Source organism: Chitinophaga sp. RAB17 (assembly GCF_052114225.1).
Classification (GTDB): Bacteria; Bacteroidota; Bacteroidia; order Chitinophagales; family Chitinophagaceae; genus Chitinophaga.
Genome location: NZ_JBFREI010000001.1, coordinates 865,365 through 882,423 on the forward strand (window position 1 = coordinate 865,365; position 17,059 = coordinate 882,423).

The window sequence follows — 17,059 nt, forward strand, 5'->3', positions numbered from 1 at the left end:
AATTTCAATAATTCGAAAATGCTTTGCCATTGTAATTTATAATAGTTGCTATTACGCGTTGTTAGGACGCAGCTTACGTACAGCCGCACCTGCCTGCCACATTTCGCTTTCGCGCAGTTCTTTCAGTTCTTCGTTCAGTTTTTCGCGATAATCAGGTGTACTGTTGGATGCGATAGAACGGGCAGCTTCTTTACCTGCAGCAACACTGGCGTACAGTTCATCGAACACTGGCTGGGTAGCAGTTTTAAACTTCTTCCACCAATCGAGCGCACCGCGCTGAGCAGTAGTAGAGCAGTTAGCATACATCCAGTCCATACCGTTTTCTGCTACCAGTGGCATCAGGGATTGTGTCAGTTCTTCTACTGTTTCGTTGAAAGCTTCAGAAGGCGAGTGACCATTCTTACGCAATGTTTCGTACTGAGCAGCGAAGATACCCTGGATACAGCCCATCAGTGAACCACGTTCGCCGGTCAGATCAGAGAATACTTCTTTTTTGAAATCTGTTTCGAACAGGTAACCGGAACCAACGCCGATACCCAGTGCTACAACGCGTTCTTTAGCGCGGCCGGTAGCATCCTGGAAGATAGCGTAGCTGGAATTCAGACCCTGACCAGCCAGGAACAGGCGACGGAGAGAAGTACCGGAGCCTTTAGGTGCTACCAGGATAACGTCTACATCAGCCGGAGGAATAATACCGGTTTGTTCTTTATACGTGATACCAAATCCATGGGAGAAGTATAATGCTTTACCAGGAGTCAGGTGTTGCTTTAAAGTAGGCCATAGGGTGATTTGTCCGGCATCAGACAACAGGAACTGAAGAATAGTACCTTTCTGAGCAGCTTCTTCGATATCGAATAAAGTTTCGCCAGGAACCCAGCCATCAGCTACTGCTTTATCCCAGGTTTTAGAATTTTTACGTTGACCTACAATAACGTTAAAGCCATTGTCTTTCAGGTTCAGTGCCTGGCCGGGACCTTGTACGCCGTAACCAATTACTGCAATCACTTCGTTCTTCAGCACTTCCCTTGCTTTTTCCATAGGGAATTCTTCTCTGGTTACTACTTGTTCGAGTACCCCTCCAAAATTGATGGTTGCCATGTGTAGTTTTTTTTAGCTGTTAGCTATTAGCAGTTAGCTATTAGCTGAGGATTGATTTGAATGAATAATGATTTATAATTTGAAAGCTTTTAGCTTTTTGCAGTTAGCTTTTAGCATGCTTGTTAAAAGCTAACGGCTAAATGCTAAAGAGCTAAAGGCTATTTTCAGCATCCTGTTCCTGCAGTTCTTTCAGGTGTTCGTGGAAACGGCGGCTCCATTTTACGATGGCTACCCTGCCGCTCTTTGAATACTCGATCAGGCCGTATGGTTCCAGTTTCTTAATGAAATCTGTGAGTTCCTGCTGGTGGCCTGTTTTTTCAATGACAAAATAATCAGCGGTGATCGTCAGAATACGCGCATTATTTTCGCGGATCAGTCTTTCTACATCACCGGTGTGTAATGACTTGGTAGAAATCTTGTACAGCGCCAGTTCTTGGTAAACGACTTCTTCTTCCTCGTGTACAAAGGCGCGGTGTATTTCGATGAGTCTTTCTATCTGGCCTACCACTTTATCCAGCTTTTCACGTGTAGACATCACCGTTATGATGAACTTATATACGCCGGGAATCTCTGTTTCAGCTGTTGTTAAGCTGGTGATATTGATGCCCCTGCGGGTAAATATAATGGTGATACGGTTGGTTATACCTATACGATCTTCCGTATATACCGTTACTGTATATTCTTTTTGCATATACCTGTTGTGAATTACAAATGATCAATATGAATCCTTCCTGCAATGCTACTCGAGCCGGATAGTGTTGACAGGAGCGCCGGCAGGCACCATGGGGAATACGTTGTCTTCTTTTTCCACCACTACTTCCAGCAGATAAGCGCCCTGGTGAGCCAGCATTTCGTCAATGCAGGCGGATATATCTTCCCTTGCAGTTACTTTTTTGCCGGGGATATAAAATCCTTTGGCAACCTGTACAAAGTCGGGATTGACCATTTCAGTAGAGGAATAGCGTTTGTCGAAGAAAAGTTGCTGCCATTGTCTTACCATGCCAAGGAAATTGTTATTCAGGATCACTATTTTCACACCGATCTGTGACTGGTGGATAGTGGCCAGTTCCTGCAGGGTCATCTGGAAGCAACCATCACCGATGATCGCTACTACTTCTTTTTCGGGGGTGCCTGTTTTGGCGCCCATAGCAGCCGGCAGCGAAAAGCCCATGGTACCCATACCACCGGAAGTGATATTGGTATTAGGATTTTTGAAGCGGTAATAGCGGGAAGCCACCATCTGGTGCTGGCCTACATCTGTTACCAGCACTGCTTCGCCTTTGGTTTTTTCTGAGATAAGGCGGATTACTTCTGCCATTTTCAGTTCACCTTCCTGCGGATACAGTTCTGCATGCTGTACTTTTTCGTATTCCTTTTTATCAGCAGCGCGGAATTCTTCCAGCCAGGCGGCATGTTCAGCAGGGTTTACCTGTTGTATCAATGCTGTCAGGGCTTCTTTAGCATCTGCGTGTACGGGTACGTCTGCTTTAATGATTTTATGTATCTCGGCGGCATCGATTTCGATGTGAATCACTTTGGCGTTTGGTACGTAGCTTTCCACATCACCGGTTACGCGGTCATCGAAGCGCATCCCAACTGCAATGATCACATCGGCTTCACCAGTGAGCATATTAGGACCATAGTTACCGTGCATACCCAGTAAACCTACATACAACGGGTGATCTACCGGTACGGCGGAAAGGCCCAGCAGTGTAATCCCCATAGGAATCTGTGCTTTCTCCGCCAGTGCAATCAGTTCCTTTTCGGCGCCGGATAATAATACACCGTGACCGCAAAGAATGAATGGTTTTTTCGCGCTGTTGATCAGTGCTGCTGCAGCGGCTACTGCTTCCAGATTTAATTCAGGAACGGGGCGGTAGCTGCGGATATAATCGCATTTTTTGTATTCGTATTCGAACTCGCCGAATTGGGCATTTTTGGTGATATCTACCAGTACCGGGCCTGGACGGCCGCTACGGGCAATATAAAATGCTTTGGCCATGGCGCCTGGAATATCTTCTGCGCGGGTTACCTGAATATTCCACTTAGTAATAGGCATGGTGATACCAATCACATCTGTTTCCTGGAAAGCATCGGTACCTAACAGAGCAGCGGCCACCTGGCCGGTTATGCATACCATTGGGGTACTGTCCATGTATGCATCTGCCAAACCTGTTACCAGGTTGGTTGCGCCAGGACCTGAAGTAGCAAATGCCACCCCTACCTTGCCGGAACTGCGTGCATATCCCTGAGCGGCGTGTGTAGCACCCTGTTCATGACGGACGAGTATATGACGAACCTGATCCTGAAAATCGTAGAGGGCATCATAAATAGGCATGATCGCCCCGCCGGGATAACCGAAAATCGTGTCTACACCTTCTTCTACGAGGGCGCGGATCACAGCTTCGGAACCTGTAATCACAGGTTTAACAGTTATTTGCTTATCTGCTATCTCAGGCTTCATCGGTAACACATCCTTCTGTTGCATTTTTAACAAGTTTTGCGTACTTAAATAAGATTCCATTGGATGCTTTCAATGCGGGTTGTATCCACTGTGCTCTGCGGGTTGCCAGTTCTTCCTCACTTACTTCCACATTGATAAAATTCTTTGTTGCATCTATTTCGATGATGTCGTTGTCTTTTACGAGGGCGATGTTACCACCTTCAAAAGCTTCAGGGGTAATATGTCCAACCACAAATCCGTGGGTGCCACCGGAGAAGCGGCCATCGGTGATCAGTGCCACGCTTTTGCCTAATCCCACGCCCATGATGGCGCTGGTAGGTTTCAGCATTTCCGGCATACCGGGTGCACCTTTAGGGCCTACCTGACGGATCACCACCACATCTCCTTCTTTCACTTTACCGGAGGTAATACCGGCAATCAGTTCAAATTCGCCGTCAAATACGCGGGCAGGGCCTCTGAAGCGCTCCCCTTCTTTGCCGGTGATTTTAGCAACGGAACCTTCTGTAGCGAGGTTACCGTAGAGGATTTGTATGTGTGCAGTTGGTTTCAGTGGTTTTTCCAGCGGAACGATAATGTCCTGTGTGCTGAAATCTATATCTGCCACGTTTTCCAGGTTTTCGGCGATTGTTTTACCTGTTACAGTCATACAGTGGCCGTGTATATATCCTTTCTTCAGGAGGTATTTCATTACCAGTGGAACGCCGCCAATGTTGTGCAGGTCTTCCATCAGGTATTTACCACTTGGTTTAAGGTCGGCGATCAGCGGTGTTTTGTCGCTGATGCGTTGAAAATCTTCCAGTCTAACGGAAACGCCTACTGATTTTGCGATAGCAATGAAATGCAGTACAGCGTTGGTGCTGCCACCTAAAGCCATGATAATGGTGAGTGCATTTTCGAATGCTTCTTTCGTCATGATGTCTCTGGGCTTAATATCTCTTTCGAGGAGCAGGCGGATGTATTGACCTGCAGCGAGGCATTCTTCCTTTTTATCCTTGCTCAACGCGGGGTTGGATGAGCTGTAGGGCAGGCTCATACCGAGTGCTTCGATAGCGGAAGACATGGTATTAGCGGTATACATACCACCACAGGCACCTGCACCGGGGCAGGAATTTTGTACGATGCCTTTGAAATCGCCTTCATCCAGCTTGCCGGCCATTTTCTGACCTAAAGCTTCAAATGCTGAGATGATGTTGAGATCCTGGCCTTTGTATTTTCCGGGAGCGATGGTTCCGCCGTACACCATGATAGAGGGGCGATTGAGGCGACCCATAGCCATCAGGGAACCGGGCATATTTTTATCGCAGCCTGGAACGGTGATCAGGGCGTCATAATACTGCGCGCCTGCAACAGTTTCAATGGAATCTGCAATCAGATCACGGCTAACGAGGGAATAACGCATACCTGGCGTACCATTGCTCATACCGTCACTGACCCCGATGGTATGAAAGATGAGCCCTACCAGATCATTTGCCCAGACGCCTTTTTTCACGTCCTGAGCCAGGTCATTCAGGTGCATATTGCAGGTGTTACCATCATAGCCCATGCTAACGATGCCCACCTGTGCTTTTTTCAGGTCTTCCTCTGTTAAACCAATTCCGTACAACTGAGCTTGGGCAGCTGGTTGTGTAGGGTCTTGTGTGATCGTTTTGCTATACTTATTTAATTCCATTGCTTTTAGTTATTACCGGGGTGACTGCTGTTTATAGTAACCCTATTTTAAAACTTCTCCACAAATTACCTGGTAGCGTCTTCATATTCAAACCAACAATTTCCAATATACCGGTCTTCAAATCTGTCTTTTGAGTCTTCATATCCTTTACAGTAAAGGATTGTAAGTTTTTCGATTTACAACCTTCAAGAGGTGAAAGCTGAAGGCAGAAAGCAGAAAGCTATTGTGTAGTCTGAAGGCCTTTTGCCATTATTTGTTAGAACAGTTGCTAAAGGCATCCGCTTCCATAGCTTTTTGCTTTCTGCTTTACGCTTTACGCCAACTGCGCTTCGCGTTGAAATACTTTTCCCAATACTCTGGCTTTGTAGGCCTGTTGGAGGACTTTACCCAGTGACTGTGCCCATGGTTTGCTGAAAGACTGACCATCCAGGGAGTCGAGGCCAATGAGTTCTGCAGCGGTACCGCAGAAGAAAGCAGCTTCGGCTTCTTTGAGTTCAGGAATGGTAAATAATTTTTCTTCCAGTGGGATATTCAGTTCCTGGCAAAGTTCGATAACAGTGGCGCGGGTGATGCCTGGGAGGATGTTACCGGCAGGAGGAGTATATATTTTGCCGTCTTTTTCGAAGAAGATATTAGCGCCGGGGCCTTCTGCAACGTAGCCATTCATGTCGAGGAGGAGTGCTTCATCGTAGCCTTTTTCTTTTGCTTCCTGCGAGGCCAGTATGGAGTTTACGTAGAGGCCGGCTGACTTGGATTCAATTTTGAAGGCTTTGGGATTTGGTCGTTCGTAAGAGGAAGTCATTACGCGCAACAGTTTTTCTCCCAGGTAAGCTCCCCATTCCCATGCGCAGATCAGGATTTGTGATTCTGCAGCGGCTTTCAGGGTCATGTTAGGCGGACAGAAAACCAGGGGTCTGATGTAAGCTTCTTCCATGTTGTTCATCTCCAGTATTTTGTAACAAGCGGCGATCAGCTCTTCGTTATCAAATTTGTATGGGATGTGGATGAGCTCACAGGAGCGCTTCAGGCGATCGAAGTGTTCTTTCGCTTTAAAGATTTTCACTTCACCGCTAGCGGTTTTGTAGGCGCGGATGCCTTCAAATACTGCATAACCGTAGTGGAGTGACTGGCCATACAGGTCTGTTGTAGCTGCGTTTGCCTTGGTGTACTCACCGTTGATGTAAAGAAAGGTGTTGTCGTTGTAATAGCTATACATAAAATTGAAATTATACAAGGGAATATACAGTCCAAAAAAAAGCCTTCCTCTTTGCGGAGGAAGGCGTTATATTTTGTGATTATATGCACGTTTACCTATCCTCCATACTGGTGGCTAATAATGACAACGACGATAATCACGACCTTCGTGATAGCCCAGTTGAGCTGAGGTACGATGTGATTAAGTTTTATGTTGTCTTTATTTACCCACATGGGAGGTCTTATTTTCTTTAGTGTTTCTACAAAAGTATTCGTGAAAAAAATAAAAAACAATAACCTCCCCAATATTTCGTGAAAAATTAATCACATTAAGCGTTTTTGAAAATATTTAAAAAAAGAGGTCAATAGTTGTGTGTTTTCTAAACAAATCAATATATCGTTATAAATTAATCTACTGATTTTGTGTACAAAAGACGCGGATAAGAGGGATTTTGGGCACTGCTTTCAGAAGGCAGGGGTAAATTGGGGGGCAAAAAAATCCCGGTGCAGGAAGCACCGGGATAAAATGATTTCATTTCACTTACTGTTCACGTTCTAAAAATGATTTCATTTACTGTTCACTTGTTACGCTGACGTGCAGGCATTTGTCAATGATTCCCTGCAGCACCGTTTCTTTTTCCATGAGCCGCTGTAATAGTACCAATTGGTTTTTGGCGCGGTCGTAATTGTGTGTCGGGTACTTGATTGGGTAGTATACGTCACCGTTTAAGTAATCGGTGAGGAACCTGATACCCTGCATGTAGATCATGAACTTCCCGGCAAAGAACAGTTGTTCTTTTTCTACTTTTGTTAAAGTACCGCCTATCTCTGCGAGGTACCCCTGCATCAGGGCTTCGTAGTATTCTTCGCGGATAACGATCTGGCTGAAATCTCTTTCTTCTTCAGAAACCGGGCAAACATAAGTGCGTACCATGTCTCCAAGATCTGAGATGATTTTTCCGGGCATCAGGGTATCCAGGTCGCAAACACATATACCTTCATAAGTATCCTTGTTGAGCAATACGTTATTGATTTTGGTATCGTGGTGCATCAGATGGTCCCTGAATTCGGGATTCGTTTTCAGTTGTTCATACGTTACAGCGATGTCAGAATAGCGGAGGAATTCTTCAATCATCTCTTCTGCTTCAGCTTTCCTGTCTTCCTTAGCAGTACGGATGGCATCCTGGAAGGCGCTGTACCGTAGGGTAAGGTTGTGAAAGTTTGGAATAGAAGCTTTAAACGGCTTCAGGTCAATTCCCGAAAGGTAACTGGCGAGGCGGCCAAACTGTTTGGCTGCTTCAAACGCCTGCTTTGGGTTGTCGGCCTGATCTACCGTTACGGAATCCGCAATAAAAGGGATCATTCTCCAGTATTCGTTGTCAATTACAAAGAGCTCTTCCCCATTAACCGTGGGGATCGGCGTAATAAACAGATAGCCGGGATGATGAACTGCCAGGTAATCTGCTGCCATTCTTTGGTTGGCGGCGATAACATCTGGTTCCTTAAATACGTTTACATTGATTTTTTGTAAAACGTATCTACTGCCGTCCTGCTTTTTTTCTAGCAAAAAAGTGTTGTTGATGTGTCCTGATCCAAATTTTCGGACATTTAATCCTTCAGGCTCAAGTCCGAAAGCCTGAAGGATCTTTGTGTTGGGTTTTATTTCCATAAATTGTCTGGATATTCTCCATTCTCAACCAGCGCTGATAAGCTGGCCTGCACTCCTGGTGCATCTTCTTTGTAAGTAACCCCAAACCATTTAGCGCTGGTAGGTATTACTTTTACCTGGCCTATATTCCGGCGGGTAAATTCGTCAGCAACGATCGTAATAAAGAATTCCGATTTAGGGTTGCTGAGGTTTTTATCCAGGAATTCGTTGAAAAGGCCCTGGCTCAGTTCAAATACACTCGGATGAAATCCCCAGAAGTTCATGGATACCGGGGTATCTGCAGCCAGCGGATGTTTGCTGCCGTCTGCTTCTTCATAAACGATCTGACCGTTTTCCGGGTATATTTTTGTTCTTTCGTTGATAGCAGCAAGATTGCCACCACTCACTTCGCATACGCCGCGGGAAACAGAACCGTGCTCACTGATCGTTTTGCCCAGTTCATAGCCTACCACGCTGTATACGTCCGGCTTGCATTCATTATTCAGGAAAGCAGCCATTTTAACGAAAGCATCGGTACCATAGAAATCATCTGCATTAATTACTGCAAATGGTTCATTAATAGCGTTTTTCGCGCAAAGGACAGCATGAGCGGTGCCCCATGGCTTGGTCCTGTCGGCAGGAACCGCATGGTCACCTACAAATGCATCCATCTCCTGGTATACATAATCAACAGCCACGCGGCCTTTGAGCTTAGGTTCAAAGATTTCTTTGAAATCAGCTGCAAAATTTTCGCGGATGATGAACACTATTTTTCCAAAACCGGCGCTGATAGCGTCGTAAATAGAGTAGTCTATGATAGTTTCTCCGCTGGGGCCAAATTCCTGGATTTGCTTTAAACTGCCATATCGACTGGCCATACCGGCCGCCAAAATCAATAAAGTCGGTTGCATTTTTTTGATATTAGTTTTATAATTGTCAATTATTTACCTAAAAATATCGGCGTTAAATTTAATCATTAAAACTATTTTCACACTTTCTTTTTGTGAGGAACACCTTTTTTAAAGATTAATTAAACGGAACAATGAAGAGATTACTAGTGCTGGGAGCCTTTGCCATGCAGCTTCTACCTACTGCAAATGCGCAACAGAAAACAAATCCAGAAGAGATTAAAGAAAAAATGCAATGGTTTGCCGACGCCAAACTGGGCATATTCATCCACTGGGGCATTTATTCCGTCAACGGAATTGATGAATCCTGGTCATTCCACAACAAAAAAATATCTTATCCTGACTACATGCAGCAGCTGAAAGGCTTTACTGCAAGTAATTACGATCCACAAGCCTGGGCCGATCTGATCAAAGCATCCGGCGCCCGTTATGCGGTAATGACCACCAAACACCACGATGGCGTGGCTTTGTGGGACAGCAAATACAGCAAACTGGATGTTGCTAACAGTACCCCCGCTAAAAGAGACGTGCTCACGCCCTTCTACGCTGCATTGCGGCGCGATAGTATCAAATGTGGTGCCTATTTTTCCCTGATCGACTGGAGTCATAACGATTATCCACAGTTCCTGAAAGACAGTAATCGCTACGATATCAAGGCCCAACCTGAAAGATGGCAGCGCTTCCTGAAGTACTACGAAGGACAAATGGCCGAAGTGATGACCAAGTTCAACCCGGACCTGTGGTGGTTTGACGGCGACTGGGAACACTCCCCCGAAGAATGGGAAGCTCCTAAAATGCGTAACATGCTCACCACCCATAACCCCAAAACCATTATCAACGGGCGTTTACAAGGTTATGGAGATTATGAAACACCAGAACAGAATTTTCCGGTGTCCCGTCCAAAATACCACTGGTGGGAACTTTGTATGACCATCAACAACAACTGGGGATGGCAGCCGCAGGACAACAACTGGAAAACACCTTTCGAAATCATTACCATCTTCGTGGATGCTGTCAGCAATGGTGGTAACCTCCTGCTGGACATAGGTCCCAAGGCCGATGGTACTATCCCTGCGGAAGAAGTAACAATGTTAAAAGAACTGGGCGCCTGGAACCAACGCAACGGAGAAGCAGTGTTCAATACCAACGCTGGTATTCCGCAGGGTCACTTCTATGGTCCAACTACCCTCTCTAAAGATTCCAGCACCCTCTACCTGTTCCTGCCCGCTAAAACCAGTGGCCAGGTAATGGTGAAAGGACTCACTAATAAAATTGAAAGCATTACCATGTTGGGCAGCGGACAACAGCTGACCCACAAAGTAGTTGGTAAAATTTCCTGGAGCCCGGTACCCGGACTCGTATTTATAGATGTACCGGAACATGGACAGGATAAATACATCACCGTGCTGAAACTGAAGCTGGATAAGGCCGTGAAGCTGTACAGAGGACAGGGCGGATTTTTAACGAATGATTAAGTGAAGTTTGTCTGACCTTCGCAACTCAGACAATTGACAATGCTCACTTACGATAATATTACTTTAGAAGCAATTCATACCACATGGCTGCCGGATCGTATCCAGGCAGCCATGCTGCGTTTGGATAAGATTCATCCGGCAGTATCAGGGAATAAGTGGTTTAAGCTGAAAGAAAATATAAAAGCCGCTATCGCCGAAGGCTGCAACGGCTTGCTCACTTACGGCGGTGCTTACTCCAATCATATTGCCGCCACTGCATTGGCCTGTAAAGAAGCAGGACTTCCCTGTGTGGGGATCATTCGGGGAGAAGAACACTATCCCCAACTGAACCATACGCTTCAAACGGCAGACGATAATGGCATGGGATTGATTTTCGTTAGCCGGGAAGATTATCGCAATGGCAAAGCAAAAGAGGTATGGGAAACCCTTTATCTGGACTATCATATAGTTCCCGAAGGCGGCCATAACGCCCTGGGCGCCAAAGGCTGCGAAGAAATTCTTTCCATCTTCCCTACTACTGATTTCACACATATCCTCTGTGCAGTGGGCACCGGCACTACCCTTGCGGGCCTTATCAACAGTGCATTACCACATCAGCAGGTAATTGGTATCCCGGTATTAAAAGGCGCACAATACCTGGACAAGGAAGTCAGCGACCTGCTACACCCTGCTAATACTACGCATTGGGAGCTACTACATGACTATCACGGTGGTGGATATGCGAAAAAAACACCGGTACTTATAGATTTTATCAATACTTTTTATGCAGACACGGGCATTCCTACTGATATAATTTATACCGGCAAACTTGTCATGGCTTTCCGTGATTTGGCCCAGCAGGGCTACTTTCCGGACAACAGCAAAGTATTATTAATACATACCGGCGGACTGCAGGGCAATCTTTCCCTATCACCCGGCGTTCTATCCTTTTAAAAACTGTTCATTATATTTGAACGGTAGTGTATTTTTGCCAACTTAAAGCGCCTCACGGAATAATCAGTATGAAGCAATTAGTGCGTATAACTTTTGTTATTGGAATGTTTTTATTGACCGCATTTACAGGACAGGCCCAGGAACAGGAGTATGTTCCACCGGTACTCCCTAACTTCGCGGCCTCCATTAAAACCGGCAAAATACAGCTGGACTGGATCTCCGGCTTCACACAGGTAAAAGAAATTGGTATACAGCGGTCGCTCGACAGTGTACTGAACTTCAATACCATTGGCTACGCCAGCTATCCTACTCAAACAAGGAATGCTTACCTGGACAACAAACCATTACCTGGCAGCAACTATTATCGTTTGTTCATTTTATTCACCAATGGCCGGTTCATGTACAGCAAAACCGTGCTGGCACTGTCCGACAGCACCATCCGTGCTGATCAGAAACTGCAGTATGCTGATATTAAAGATGCCGCCAAAGGTCTGAGAGGTAAAGAGCAGGAAAACAAAGAACCGGAAAGAGTGCTGTGGCACCCATCTAACTATATTTATACGACTGCCGATGGCAACATCAACATCAAACTGCCGGATGCCCTGCAAAAGAAATACTCCGTTAAGTTTTACGAATCCAACGGTGCCTTTCTTTTTGACATAGATCGTATCAAAGCCCCTTTCCTTATCCTGGAGAAAGCCATTTTCCTGCATGCAGGCTGGTTTAACTTTGAAATATTTGAAGAAGGTAAACTGAAAGAGAAGTGGAACCTGTTCATTCCGCTGAACTATAAAATGTAATTAATGTGCCGCACTGGCATAAAAATGAAGGCCCGTATGGAATACCATACGGGCCTTCATTTTTATATTGTTATGCTACACCATCTCTGCCTCGAACACTTCTCCGAAGTGCTTGCTCAGTCTTGCTTTCACTTCTTCCATACTTACCTCCCGGCCCAGCTCTTTGTCGAGTGAAGCCACTTTCTTATCTGCTATCCCGCAGGCGATGATATTATTAAAATAATCCATGAGGGTATTTACATTCAAAGCGAAGCCGTGCATGGTTACCCAACGGCTGCAACGCACGCCCATGGCGCATATTTTACGGGCCTTTTCTTGATCGTGGGGATCGAGCCATACACCGGTTTCTCCTTTGGAGCGGTCACCAATTACGCCGTAATCCGCCAGGGTGCGAATGATTACTTCTTCCAGAAAGCGCAGGTATTTGCCGATGTCGGTAAAAAAATTCTCCAGGTCCATAATCGGATAGCCGACTACCTGACCAGGGCCATGAAAGGTAATATCTCCGCCACGGTTGGTAGGAACAAAGCCTATTCCCTGCTCCTGCAGCTCCTTTTCTGAGATCAGCAGGTTTTCCATATGCCCGCTTTTGCCAATGGTATATACCGGAGGATGCTCACAAAACAACAGGTAATTAGTAGTAGGCTTGGGTGACTGATTGGCCGCGTGGGACTTCAACTGCACATTTTCTTTCAACAACTGTTCCTGGTAATCCCAGGCTGCCTGGTATGCTATTACGCCAAGGTCTTTTACTACAATCTGTTGCTTTACTTTTTCCATGGTCATTATTGGTCTTTTCAGCTGCGCAAAGGTACGCCAAATCGCCGTGATACGGAACATTTGCGCAGATGGCTGCTAAACTGGCAACTAAACTTTACCTTTGCAAAAAATTATATTAATGGCTGAAGAATTGCTGGAACTGGAAGATGAGCTGGATAATGGTGATGGCAGCGAGGAACTATATGAGAAAATCAATATGGTGGTGGACAAAGGTCAGGAGCCACTGCGTATTGATAAATTCCTCACGGCCCGCATAGAAGGCGCCACCCGCAATAAGATACAACAGGCCCTCGATGGTGAAATGGTAATTGTAAACGATAAACCCGTTAAAGCCAATTACAAGATCAAGCCATTGGACAAGATTGTTGTGTTTTCTAACCGGAACCCGGAGAATACGGACATTATCCCACAGGAGTTACCACTGAATATTGTATTTGAAGATGAGGATATCATGATCATCGACAAACCTGCCGGCCTGGTAGTACATCCAGGCTGCGGTAACCGCGATGGTACGCTGGTAAATGGATTATCCTGGTACCTGGGTGATAAAACCCAGGTCACAGAACCGGAAATACCCCGGTTTGGACTGGTACACCGTATCGATAAAAATACCAGCGGCTTGCTGGTCATCGCCAAGTCTCCCAAGGCGATGAACGACCTGGCGAAACAATTTTTTGATCACACTGTACATCGCCGGTATATTGCGCTGGTTTGGGGTGATTTTGAAGAAGATGAAGGAACCGTAGTAGCCCACGTAGGCCGCCACCAACGGTTACGTAAAATCATGGATGCATACCCTGATGGGGAATATGGTAAAGAAGCTATCACCCACTACCGCGTACTGGAACGCTTTAATTATGTAACAATGGTGGAATGCAGACTGGAAACCGGCCGTACCCACCAGATCCGTGTACATATGCAACATATAGGTCACTCACTCTTTAACGATGAAACCTATGGTGGTAACCGAATTGTAAAAGGAACGGTATACACCAAATACAAACAGTTTGTAGAAAACTGTTTTGAAATTATGCCTCGTCACGCCCTGCATGCACAACAGCTGGGCTTCATACATCCCCGCACCCGCGAACAGATGTATTTTGAAAGTGCTTTACCTTCCGATTTTACCTCCGTATTGGAAAAGTGGAAAAGATATATTTCAGCGAGACCGCTGAAAGACGATGAGGTGTAATGATATAATTGTTATTTAAAAGGCGTCAGAGTGGTTGATAAACCATCTGACGCCTTTTAGTTTCATACACTTAGCACTTTACTTAATAAAGAAATCAGATAATTCATTGTTATTATTATAAATATTCTACATACTTTAAGCTATCTTAGCAGCAATTACCATGTCATTGCATGAGAAGCCAATTACCAAGATCCTTTCGCATCCTATATCTTTTACCGGTTTTACTGGTATGCTGCCTGTTTACCAACAGCACCGCCGCACAAGGCAAAACACCGTTTACGGTATCATCTACCTGTGTGAATGATACTTCCTTCTTCCAGATTACCACCCCTGCAGGCATTGATTCTGTAAAATGGTTTTTCGGAGATCCATTATCCGCTGATAAAGATTCTTCCAAAACCATACGCGCGTTCCATATCTACCATAATATTGGTACTTATACAGATACGCTGGTGGCCTGGCGCAGAGGGATACCCGATACTACCATCCAGCAAATCACGATTGTAACACCAGTTTTTTTTGATCTCGGTCCGCAGGATGTCACGTTGTGCGAGGGCGCTACCATGACGCTGAATGCCCCGGTAATACCCGGCGCTAAATATCTCTGGCAGGACAGTTCTACCGGTAGCAGCATCCTTGTGGATACCTCTAAAACCTATAAAGTATCTATCAATGGGTGTCCTAATCCTGATTCTGTGAATGTTTTCTATACTCCTATTCCAAAAATAGATCTGGGTAAGGATCTTATTTTATGTACCGGAGAACATATTGCGCTGGATGCTACAGCGCAGAACTGTACATATAAATGGAACACTGGTAATACAGAGCCTACGCAGGAGGTAACAACATCAGGCACCTATCATGTAGATGTGTTTCCAAAAGGTTGCGCCCCTATTTCGGACGATATCACCATTACCTTTACCGGGACACCCTATCCTTTTTCATTAGGAGCGGATACCCTGCTTTGTCCGGGTGAATCTATCAGGATAGCACCCAACATTCCGGAGGCCACCAAATGGGAATGGAGTACCGGTGCCACCACACCGGCAGTAACGATTAATAACACTACCAATCTTTGGGCACTGGTGGAAATCAATCATATCTGTAGCGTTGTCGATACTATTTTCATTAATTATAACCGACTGAAGAAACTGAACCTGGGTAATGACACCACCATCTGCAAAGGCAATTTCCTTGTGCTGACAGCGGATTTCGGCAATGGCACCTATCTCTGGCAGGATGGATCTGATCAGGCCACCTATTATGTTACCCAACCGGGCTACTATTATGTGCATGCCAAAATAGGCAGGTGCGAATCTTTCGATAGTATCTCCGTATCATATGAAGATACCCTGCGGGTGAACCTCGGTCCGGATACCCTGCTCTGCAGAAATGAAGTATACCAGTTACGCGCTACTGGCGCCGGTGGTGGTATTTACAAATGGCAGGACAGCACCAGCACGCCTATGTATACTGTTACACAGCCTGGTTTGTACGCCATTGTAGCTTATAATAGTTGCGGTAAAACTGCCGATTCCATTGTAGTCCGTTACCACGACTGTGCCTGTCAGTTATTTTTCCCAACTGCCTTCACGCCTAACGGTGATGGCAGGAATGATTATTTCCGGCCGGTCTACCGGTGTCCCATATACGATTATACGATCAGTATTTACAATCGCTGGGGAGAACGGGTGTTTTACACCACCGATCCGCAGGTGGGCTGGACAGGGCGTGTAAATGGTAAAATGGCGGATGTAGCTACCTATGTGTGGGTAGTAGATTATAAAGAAGTAGACACCAGAATACCGGTGCATAAGTCCGGAACAATTACGCTGATTAATTAATTAATTAATTAATTAATTACTGTGCGGCTGTAAAATTTACAAATTTCGCTACAAAAATGGCGGTTTCTCTTTTCTTGAAAGGCACATTCCAGGTACCGTTATAGGTAACCAGTGAAGGTATGAGTAGTCCGTTAAATTTGGTCATCTGCACATTCATCTTCACATTAAAGTCAAACAGCATTGTTTTATAGGAAAGGGCATATTTACGGCCTACAATTTCAAAATTATCTTTGTTAAACCAGGTAATCAGTTCATCAATTACCACATCTGCTCTATCAATACGACTCAAACCGGGCTTGGCTTTGGCGGTAAACACATAACAAGGTGTACCATCTACATAATTTTCTGCGGAGATAGAGAAGTCATAAAAGCGCATCACTTCATTACTGAAGATGGCTACTTTTTGTCCTACGATAGGTACACCGCGGATAGGTTTTCCGGGATTAAAGATCAGTTGTTTCAACTGGGCTTTATGCCTGGCCAGGCTACCGTTGGAGCGTTCCGGTGTTTCGCCGGCATCATCTACACAAATAGTGCCTTTGGTAAAAAACAGATTGGCATATAATTCTGCGGTGTAGTAATTGTAATTGCCTTTACGGGTGTAGAAGTCGCCGGTTATTTTTTCATTGGCCACCTTCATGGTCATGCATTTTCCTTTTACTTCCTGGTGAGTTTCATTATACAGGGATGCCTGTATGGCTGCCTTTTTATCCAGGATCTGTATATCGTTTACGGCATCGAAACCTACAATATGTAAATTTTTGAATGCACGATAAAAGGTGGTGTCATCTTCCACCCTTTTAATAAAACTGTTAACGTCAAAGCCTATACGTTTTGCAGCAACAATCACTTCATCCAGGTTAACAGTCATCCCTTTATACCGGGCAGTGTCCTGAGCTGTAAGTTGTAAGCAGGTTAACAGACAGAGCACCACGGTTCCGCCTATACTTTTCCATAAATGTGACATAGCTGCAATTTAATAAAAAAGCTGAAAGCGTAAAGCATAAAGCAAAAAGCTATTGTAGCGAGGATAAAAGCGGTTATATTTCTATAA

General features: G+C 45.2%; 14 protein-coding genes. 5 read left to right on the forward strand and 9 right to left on the reverse strand.

What is annotated here, in order from left to right; translation table 11 throughout:
- Positions 1-51 precede the first annotated feature (51 nt).
- The 7 genes from ilvC to AB4Z08_RS03265 all read right to left on the reverse strand — a co-directional run bounded on the left by ilvC (position 52) and on the right by AB4Z08_RS03265 (position 8,984).
- The gene (gene ilvC / locus AB4Z08_RS03235; RefSeq protein ID WP_370912358.1) at positions 52-1,098 is read right to left on the reverse strand and encodes a ketol-acid reductoisomerase; all 1,047 of its coding nucleotides are present in this window, start codon (positions 1,096-1,098) and stop codon (positions 52-54) included.
- Between the two features lie 151 nt (positions 1,099-1,249).
- Positions 1,250-1,789, reverse strand: coding sequence for an acetolactate synthase small subunit (gene ilvN, locus AB4Z08_RS03240; protein ID WP_441572334.1), 540 nt, complete (start codon positions 1,787-1,789; stop codon positions 1,250-1,252).
- Positions 1,790-1,837: 48 nt separating this feature from the next.
- Positions 1,838-3,586: a biosynthetic-type acetolactate synthase large subunit gene (gene ilvB, locus AB4Z08_RS03245; protein WP_441572335.1), complete on the reverse strand. Its 1,749-nt coding sequence runs from the start codon at positions 3,584-3,586 to the stop codon at positions 1,838-1,840.
- Positions 3,552-5,231, reverse strand: a complete 1,680-nt coding sequence (gene ilvD / locus AB4Z08_RS03250; RefSeq protein WP_441572336.1) for a dihydroxy-acid dehydratase — start codon at positions 5,229-5,231, stop codon at positions 3,552-3,554. Before ilvD ends, ilvB begins: the two co-directional genes overlap by 35 nt.
- Before the next feature lie 313 nt (positions 5,232-5,544).
- A complete protein-coding gene (locus AB4Z08_RS03255) occupies positions 5,545-6,447 on the reverse strand; it encodes a branched-chain amino acid transaminase (protein ID WP_441572337.1) in 903 nt (300 codons plus the stop codon).
- A gap of 549 nt (positions 6,448-6,996) precedes the next feature.
- Positions 6,997-8,094, reverse strand: a complete 1,098-nt coding sequence (locus AB4Z08_RS03260) for a phosphotransferase enzyme family protein (RefSeq protein WP_441572338.1) — start codon at positions 8,092-8,094, stop codon at positions 6,997-6,999.
- Positions 8,085-8,984, reverse strand: a complete 900-nt coding sequence (locus AB4Z08_RS03265) for a sugar phosphate nucleotidyltransferase (RefSeq protein WP_441572339.1) — start codon at positions 8,982-8,984, stop codon at positions 8,085-8,087. Before AB4Z08_RS03265 ends, AB4Z08_RS03260 begins: the two co-directional genes overlap by 10 nt.
- A 131-nt stretch (positions 8,985-9,115) precedes the next feature.
- Between AB4Z08_RS03265 and AB4Z08_RS03270 the strand changes: the two genes are divergently transcribed.
- From AB4Z08_RS03270 to AB4Z08_RS03280, 3 genes are all read left to right on the forward strand, one after another.
- Positions 9,116-10,456: an alpha-L-fucosidase gene (locus tag AB4Z08_RS03270; protein WP_441572340.1), complete on the forward strand. Its 1,341-nt coding sequence runs from the start codon at positions 9,116-9,118 to the stop codon at positions 10,454-10,456.
- Positions 10,457-10,495: 39 nt separating this feature from the next.
- On the forward strand, positions 10,496-11,389 hold the full coding sequence (locus AB4Z08_RS03275) for a 1-aminocyclopropane-1-carboxylate deaminase/D-cysteine desulfhydrase (RefSeq protein WP_441572828.1): 894 nt from the start codon (positions 10,496-10,498) through the stop codon (positions 11,387-11,389).
- 104 nt (positions 11,390-11,493) lie between these two features.
- On the forward strand, positions 11,494-12,189 hold the full coding sequence (locus tag AB4Z08_RS03280; RefSeq protein WP_441572341.1) for a hypothetical protein: 696 nt from the start codon (positions 11,494-11,496) through the stop codon (positions 12,187-12,189).
- A 75-nt stretch (positions 12,190-12,264) separates the two neighbouring features.
- On the opposite strand, the gene lipB is transcribed toward AB4Z08_RS03280, so the two are convergent.
- Positions 12,265-12,969: a lipoyl(octanoyl) transferase LipB gene (gene lipB / locus AB4Z08_RS03285; protein WP_441572342.1), complete on the reverse strand. Its 705-nt coding sequence runs from the start codon at positions 12,967-12,969 to the stop codon at positions 12,265-12,267.
- A 118-nt stretch (positions 12,970-13,087) separates the two neighbouring features.
- On the opposite strand from lipB, the gene AB4Z08_RS03290 reads away from it, so the two are divergent.
- Positions 13,088-14,161: an RluA family pseudouridine synthase gene (locus tag AB4Z08_RS03290; protein WP_441572343.1), complete on the forward strand. Its 1,074-nt coding sequence runs from the start codon at positions 13,088-13,090 to the stop codon at positions 14,159-14,161.
- Between the two features lie 170 nt (positions 14,162-14,331).
- On the forward strand, positions 14,332-16,005 hold the full coding sequence (locus AB4Z08_RS03295) for a gliding motility-associated C-terminal domain-containing protein (protein WP_441572344.1): 1,674 nt from the start codon (positions 14,332-14,334) through the stop codon (positions 16,003-16,005).
- A gap of 16 nt (positions 16,006-16,021) precedes the next feature.
- Here AB4Z08_RS03295 and AB4Z08_RS03300 read toward each other — a convergent pair whose 3' ends face one another.
- Complete coding sequence (locus AB4Z08_RS03300) at positions 16,022-16,972, reverse strand: hypothetical protein (RefSeq protein ID WP_441572345.1); 951 nt, start codon at positions 16,970-16,972, stop codon at positions 16,022-16,024.
- Positions 16,973-17,059: the final 87 nt, after the last annotated feature.